Below are 4,849 nucleotides of genomic sequence, written 5' to 3' on the forward strand. Positions count from 1 at the left end.
ATCCGACCGGTACCGCGTCGGGTCCGCGCTCGGCCGGCGCGCAGGCGGCCGGCGCACCGGCGGGCGCGTCCGGAGCCGGCCGTTCGACCATCGCGAGCCAGACCCACAGGGTGATCATCCACAGTGCGGTGGCCCCGGCGATGTGCAGTTCCACCAGGCCCACGGGCACACCGGTGAAGTACTGGGTGAACCCGATGCCGGCCTGGGCCAGCACGACGGCGGCGAGCACGGTGGTCGCGCGGACGGCCTCAGCCCGCGCCTCCCCGAGACGGACCGCGAGAACCATTGCGATCATGAGGCCCACCAGCACCATCGCCGCGTCCGCGTGCAGCTGCGCGACATTGGTGATATCGAGCCCGAAGCGTCTGGCCTGGGCCGAGTCCCCGCTGTGCGGGCCGGTGCCGGTGACCACCGTGCCGAGCAGCAGCACGGCGCCGGCGACCAGGGTGAGCACCCGGGCCAGCCAGCGCAGCTCGGGCCGGCCCACGGGGCGGGCCGGGCCGGGGCCCGATCCGGCCCGGCGGTCCAGCACGATGACGTCCACCAGCAGCAGCATCGACAGCAGGAAGTGCCCGGCCACCAGCGCGGGGTGCAACTTGAAAAGGACGGTCAGCCCGCCGAGCAGCACCTGGCCGAGGAAACCCAGCCACAGGCCGAAAGAGAGCATGACGAGGTCACGGCGACGGTCGCGCAGCCGCAGGGAGACCAGCGGCAGCAGCAGCATCACCAGTCCGACGGCGACTGTCAGCAGGCGATTGCCGAATTCGATCCAGCCGTGCGCGGAATACTCCGGCCGGGTGACGAACGAATTGTCGCCGCAGGTGGGCCAGGTGGGGCAGCCAAGTCCGGAGCCGGTCAGCCGGACCGCGCCGCCGGTGACGACAATCAGCGCGAGCAAGGCGACGGAGATCCGGGTGAGTCGCCTGAAAACGGTGGGGCTCACTGTCGGTATTCTTCGCGATGCGTTCATCGCGGGTCATGCTACCGTCTGTAGAAGTTAGTGGGTGCGAGGGAGCCGGGCAGGGTGCCGACAGGGTACGCCATGGCCGTAAAAGATTATTCCCATTTGAAGGTCCGCGCCGCGAGGGCCAGCGAACCGATGGCCCAGGCGAGCAACACGGCGAGATCCGTGACAGGCAGCCCGGCGGAGCCCCGCAGGACCGCGCGCAGTCCCTCCGACGCCGCGGCCGTGGGCAGCAGCGCGCCCAGGCTCGCCAGCCAGCCAGGCAGCCGGGAGAGCGGGAAGACGATCCCGCCCACGAGCAACAACAGCAGGTAGACACCGTTGGCCGCGGCCAGGGTGGCTTCCGCCCGCAGCGTGCCCGCCATGAGCAGCCCGAGGCCGGAGAAGGCCACCGTCGCCACCAGCAGGAGCAACGCCACCGACAGCGGGGAGCCGTGCGGATGCCAGCCGGCGCCGAGGCCCACGGCGACTATCAGCAGAACCTGGATGATCTCTACGCCGACCACGGCCAGTGTCTTGCCGGCGAGCAGGATCACGCGTGGCAGGGGGCTGGCGCCGAGCCGTTTGAGCACACCATAGGAACGCTCGAAACCGGTCGCGATGGCCTGCCCGGTGAACGCCGTCGACATGACCGCGAGGGCCAGGACGCCGGGGACGAGAAAGTCCACCGGCGCACCCGCACCGGTGGGCAGCACGTCCACGGCGGTGAAGAACAGCAGCAGGCCAACTGGAATGATCATGGTGAGCAGCACTGATTCGCCGCGGCGCAGCGTCAGCTTCATTTCGATCATCGTCTGCGCCCGCAGCATGGCCGGCCAGCGCGCGGCACCAGGCGCCGGGCGAAGATCGAGTGGGCGCCGGGCGGCTGGTAGCTGTCCGGCCGCTGTCGTCTCGGATGGTGCGCCGGTGCTGGCACCGGCGTCCATGCCGGTCACGGACGCAGCCCCGAGCCGGTGAGTTCCACGAACACGTCCTCCAGGCTGCGCTGTTCGACTCTGAGGTCCTCGGCCAGTACACCGTTGCTTGCGCACCACGCGGTCACGGCCGCGAGCAGCTGCGGATCGATCGTGCCGTGCACGACGTAGCGACCGGCGGGCTCCTCACGGGCGACCGTCCCGTCCGGGAGGGCCAGCACGAGGCGGTCGATGTCGAGACCCGCGGGTGCCCGGAAGCGCAGCTGCCCCTCGGCGCCGCCGCGGGTCAGTTCGGCCGGGGAGCCCGCCGCCAGCATCCCGCCATGGTCGACGATCACGACGTGGTCGGCGAGCCGCTCCGCCTCGTCCATGGCGTGGGTGGTGAGCACCACCGTCACCCCGCAGACACGCAGCTCTTCGACCAGCTCCCAGGTGGCTCGGCGGGCCTGCACGTCCAGGCCGGCGGTGGGCTCGTCCAGGAAGACGAGCTCGGGCCGGCCCACCAGCGCCATTGCCAGGGACAGCCGCTGGCGCTGGCCGCCGGACAGGCGCCGGTAGGGCGTGCGCGCTGCCCCGGCCATGCCGACCCGCTCGAGCAGAGAGCCGACGTCCAGCGGGTTGCGGTGATGAGCGGCGAGCAGCGCGAGCATCTCGCCGGCTCGGGCACCCGGGTAGACCCCGCCAGCCTGGAGCATGACCCCCACCCGAGGGCGCAGGGCGGCCACGTCGCGCCGAGGATCGAGACCGAGCACCCGCACATGGCCCGCGTCCGCGTGCCGGAAGCCCTCGCAGATCTCGATGGTGGTGGTCTTGCCCGCGCCGTTGGGGCCGAGCAGGGCCGTCACCGAACCGGTTACCACGCTCAGCGACAGGTTGTTGACGGCCCGAATGGGTTGGCCGGAACGTGGCCAGTAGGTCTTGACCAGGTCGGCAACCTCGACTGCCAGATCCTCCGCCACACTGGCGATCCTACGGACCACTGCGTGCACGGCGCGCGGCATGTCTCGGCCGGCATGTATCGGTGCAGGTAACGGCAGGCACCGGTACGCGAAGGGCCGGGCGGCAGCGAAGATCCGGGCGGCAGCAGCCAGGGCGTGTCCCGAAAGCCATCTGGACGCGGCTCCCGATCGAACGACGGCTTCCGAAGCACGCCGCAGGTCAGGTCTGATGGACCGTCAACCGCGTGGATCGATACCCGCATCGGCCACCGGCCACCGGCCACCGGCCACCATCCAGCAGACATGCGCTAACTGTGCCGTCCCCGAGGTGACGGGGGCCGCTGGCCGGGGCTCGGGTCCGCGAGCGCGCCCCAGGCGCCGAGGCGTTGGTACAGGATCAACGGGGTTGTGCTGTACAGCCGGGCCAGCGGGCGCAGGTCGGTCCGCCGCAGGCGCAGCACGTCCCGGGAGCTCTCCGCGCGCAGCACCTGGATGATCGCGATCCACCGCCGCAGTGGCCCGGTGCGGGTCGGTGGCAGTTTGCGCAGCCGGTGCAGGTCGATGGCAAGCGGCGGCAGCCGTACCAGCTCGGGCCTGGCCGACGGTGGCGGGACAAGCATGATCGTGGCTACGTCGTAGAGCTCGGCCAGTTCCACCAGGCGATGTACGCGCAGCGCGCGGTTGCCGCGTTCGTAGGCGCCGAGGGTGCCTGCCGTCCAACGCCCGTTGGTCCGCTCCTGGACGTCGAGGAGGGACATCCCGCGTCGGTGGCGGGTGGCCCGCAGCCGGTGCCCCAGCTCCGCGGCGTAGTCCCTGCTTGCACCGGAGTGGGCCTCGGTCACGCTCTCCGTCCGGGTCACAACGAACCAGGGACGCCGTTCGCCCCCCTGCCGCAGCCTGGCAGGAGTTGGTCCGCGAGACGACCGTCTCGTTCATGATCCTATATTGATAGGAGTGGTCTGCCTGTGGTAGCTCGATCGCCGAAGGTACTGGCGGGGCCGGGCGCCGGCCCGTCCGCGCTCCCGGAGACCTCGCGTCACGTCTTCGGCGCGGCCCGGGAAAGGGGTGTGGCGCATCAGACGCTCGGCTCGATCACATGGTCCACGCCCAGGTCAGATGCCACGATGGTCAGGTATTCCGACAGCTCGCGCCGACTCGGCACACAGGCTTGTTCGACCCCCGGCGGGAAATAGGGCACAGTGGTGTTGTGAAAAGCATGCCCGACGCTTCCAGCGGCACGGTGGCCGATGGCCGTACCCGTGACCGTGTCGCGCGCCTGCTCCTGGAACTCGGTCCCTCGACCGTGGTCACGCTCGCCGCTCATCTCGGCCTGTCCCCGGCGGCGATCCGCCGGCATCTTGACGCGATGCTCGCCGAGGAAACGATCACGATCCGGTCGGCGCGGGCCGCGGGCCCCCGCGGCCGCGGGCGTCCAGCCCGGCTCTACCAGCTCACCGCGGCCGGGCACGCGGCGGGCCCGACCGCGTACGAAGACCTTGCGGCCAGCGCGCTGAGTTTCCTCGCCGGCGTCGCGGGCCACCAAGGTGTCGCGGAGTTCGCCGAGGCGCGCGCCGCGGAGCTGGAACGCCGCGTCAAGCCGGCGGTGGCCGACGCCGATCCGGCGGACCGGCCGGCGGTGCTGGCGGCGGCCATGTCCGCCGCCGGCTACACCGCCAGCGCCTCGTCACTGCCGACCGGCGTCCAGATCTGCCAGCACCACTGCCCGGTCCAGCACGTCGCGGAGCGATTTCCCGAGCTCTGCGGAGCGGAGACCGCCGCATTGGCGAGGTTGCTCGACTCCCATGTCCAGCGGCTCGCGACAATCGCGCACGGCGACGGGGTGTGCACGACGCATGTTCCCCTGGAGTCTGCCCCCGTTGCCGCTACCAGTACGTCCACCGGCACCTCCACCGGCTGTACGGCTACCGCAATGAACCCCGTCACTTCCACCTCCTCGGAGGGGCCTGTCATATGACCACAACTCCCGAGACCGAGATCGACAGTCGGCCAGAGGGCCAAAGGGCGCGCGACGA

5 protein-coding genes are annotated in these 4,849 nt (G+C 71.0%); 1 reads left to right on the forward strand and 4 read right to left on the reverse strand.

Annotated elements, in window-relative coordinates:
• From MJ783_RS03780 to MJ783_RS03795, 4 genes are all read right to left on the reverse strand, one after another.
• The coding region (locus tag MJ783_RS03780; protein ID WP_370651426.1) for a heme A synthase at positions 1–943 on the reverse strand (943 nt) is incomplete at its 3' end.
• A gap of 113 nt (positions 944–1,056) precedes the next feature.
• Positions 1,057–1,890, reverse strand: a complete 834-nt coding sequence (locus tag MJ783_RS03785; RefSeq protein ID WP_370651427.1) for an ABC transporter permease — start codon at positions 1,888–1,890, stop codon at positions 1,057–1,059.
• Positions 1,891–1,895: 5 nt separating this feature from the next.
• Positions 1,896–2,837 (reverse strand): ABC transporter ATP-binding protein, encoded by a 942-nt coding sequence (locus tag MJ783_RS03790; RefSeq protein WP_239308515.1) that lies wholly within the window; start codon positions 2,835–2,837, stop codon positions 1,896–1,898.
• A gap of 287 nt (positions 2,838–3,124) precedes the next feature.
• Positions 3,125–3,658, reverse strand: coding sequence for a transcriptional regulator (locus MJ783_RS03795; RefSeq protein WP_239308516.1), 534 nt, complete (start codon positions 3,656–3,658; stop codon positions 3,125–3,127).
• Between the two features lie 374 nt (positions 3,659–4,032).
• Between MJ783_RS03795 and MJ783_RS03800 the strand changes: the two genes are divergently transcribed.
• A complete protein-coding gene (locus MJ783_RS03800) occupies positions 4,033–4,791 on the forward strand; it encodes a metalloregulator ArsR/SmtB family transcription factor (RefSeq protein ID WP_239308517.1) in 759 nt (252 codons plus the stop codon).
• The last annotated feature ends 58 nt before the right edge of the window (positions 4,792–4,849 follow it).

Source organism: Protofrankia sp. Cj3 (assembly GCF_917627355.1).
GTDB lineage: Bacteria > Actinomycetota > Actinomycetes > Frankiales > Frankiaceae > Protofrankia.